Origin of the sequence: Bacteroides sp. OM05-10AA, assembly GCF_003439055.1 — a bacterium.
Lineage (GTDB): Bacteria > Bacteroidota > Bacteroidia > Bacteroidales > Bacteroidaceae > Bacteroides > Bacteroides intestinigallinarum.
In genome coordinates this window covers 1-1626 of record NZ_QSUR01000088.1, presented here as the reverse complement: position 1 = coordinate 1626, position 1626 = coordinate 1, and the positions used below count along the sequence as shown (strand labels likewise).

The 1626-nt window shown below is 42.5% G+C and carries 1 protein-coding gene; it reads right to left on the bottom strand.

Annotated features, from left to right (window positions below):
• Positions 1–30 precede the first annotated feature (30 nt).
• Entirely contained in the window at positions 31–1596 is a 1566-nt protein-coding gene (locus DXB58_RS27560) for an IS66 family transposase (RefSeq protein WP_122138879.1), read from the bottom strand.
• Between the last annotated feature and the right edge of the window lie 30 nt (positions 1597–1626).

Genomic DNA, 1626 nt, shown 5'->3' with positions numbered 1-1626 from the left:
TATTAAAATAAAAAGGCTAATGATCCCTTTTTAGTCATTAGCCTTTTCCCATCTGTCAGGAAGCAGTTCCCTGTATTTTTCAATTGGTGTGTTCGGTTGCCATTCGGCTGTTCTGTTTATCACATCCGTGAGATACTCAAATAAATTCACTTTATGCATCCTACAAGTGAGTGCTATCGTATAGAGTATGGCGCCTCGTTCGGCCCCCTTATGGCTGCCGAAGAACAATGAGTTTTTTCTTGATAAGGATATGTACCGGTTCATCCGTTCAACCATATTGTTGTCCAGATAAGTGTCACCATAATTAAAGATGTCCACCACTGCATTCCACTCATTGCGAAGATAGGTAATGGCTTCCTGCAGTTCGCTCTTAGGTAATAAATCCCCCCGTTCTTCTATTTCATCAAGCACATCTTTTATTTCTCCGAGTATGTCCGGTGCATACTTTTTTCGATGCATAAGATTCTGTTCTACCGTCCATCCCTCAACCCCAATTTTATGCTTATGCTCGTTTTGATAAAGTGCGTTTATCAGCTCCACGATTCTTTTTGCATCCGGGTCCTTCTCACCGCAATCTATAAATTTCCGTTTTATATGTTGCAAGCACGGGATGCGTGTGATATTGGGATAAGCATCGCTTTCAAGCTTCCGGTAAGGTGAGTAGCCATCGCTTTGTATAATACCTTTGCAACTGCCTAATTCGTTAAGAATAACTCTTTCAGAGCGGGAGCCGTCATCATAGAGCAGGTATATCATCCTGGTGTTTATGCCGACAACCACCCAAAGGTATCCCTTCCTGACTCCTTTTCCCTTGCTGTTCTTTTCCGGGACGAGTATTTTGTAATAGGTTTCATCGGCTGCCTTATAAGGATCACTCAAAGCTGTCTGCCGGATGCACTTATAAAGATTTTCGAAGAGGCTTGAGGCTTTTTCTATCAACTTATGAGCCGTAGGTTTCTTCAGCGTAAAGCCATAACCCTCGAAGTAGTTGATGATTCTTTCAACAGGTAGCGATTGTATATAACGTAATTCCATCAATCCGGCAATAAATGAACCGTCATAGCTGGAATTCAAGAAGGCCGAAGCCGGTGTTTTTCCCTCAAACAGGCGACCTTCTTGCGTATAGGTGTGTATCTTGTAGACATGCTTGATGAAGCGCATGGGTATACATTCATAGCGGACGCATATTCTGGGAACAGTGGTAAACAACCGGGCCTTATTGATGTCAAAATCGGGATCATCGGGATAAACGACATGTTCTTCTTCCTCCATCTCATAATGCATGTCACGTTTGGCCCCATTGTTCTTTCTTGCTTTACGCTTATCTGCTTTTTCCGCTTCTATCTTCTGCTGCTCTTCTTCGGATATGGCAGATTGGGGAGCCTGTTGCTGTTCGGATGTGTTGGATACAAGTTTGGCGAGTCCCTTAGTAAGGCGCTGTTGCTTGCTAAGAGATTCGCCTTTTTGAAGGAGTGCCTCTTTAAGGGAAGAAACCTCCTTTATCAAAGCATCTATTTGGTCCAAGAGTCTGTTGTTGTCATCTCGTAATCCCTTGATTTGTTCCTTCAATAACTCTATGATCTCATCCTTTTTCATGGCATAAAGATATAAAAAATCAACAAATCA

Coding starts and splice junctions, on each gene's coding strand:
- DXB58_RS27560 (WP_122138879.1), bottom strand. CDS start 1,596: ATGAAAAAGGATGAGATCATAGAGTTATTGAAGGAACAAATCAAGGGA.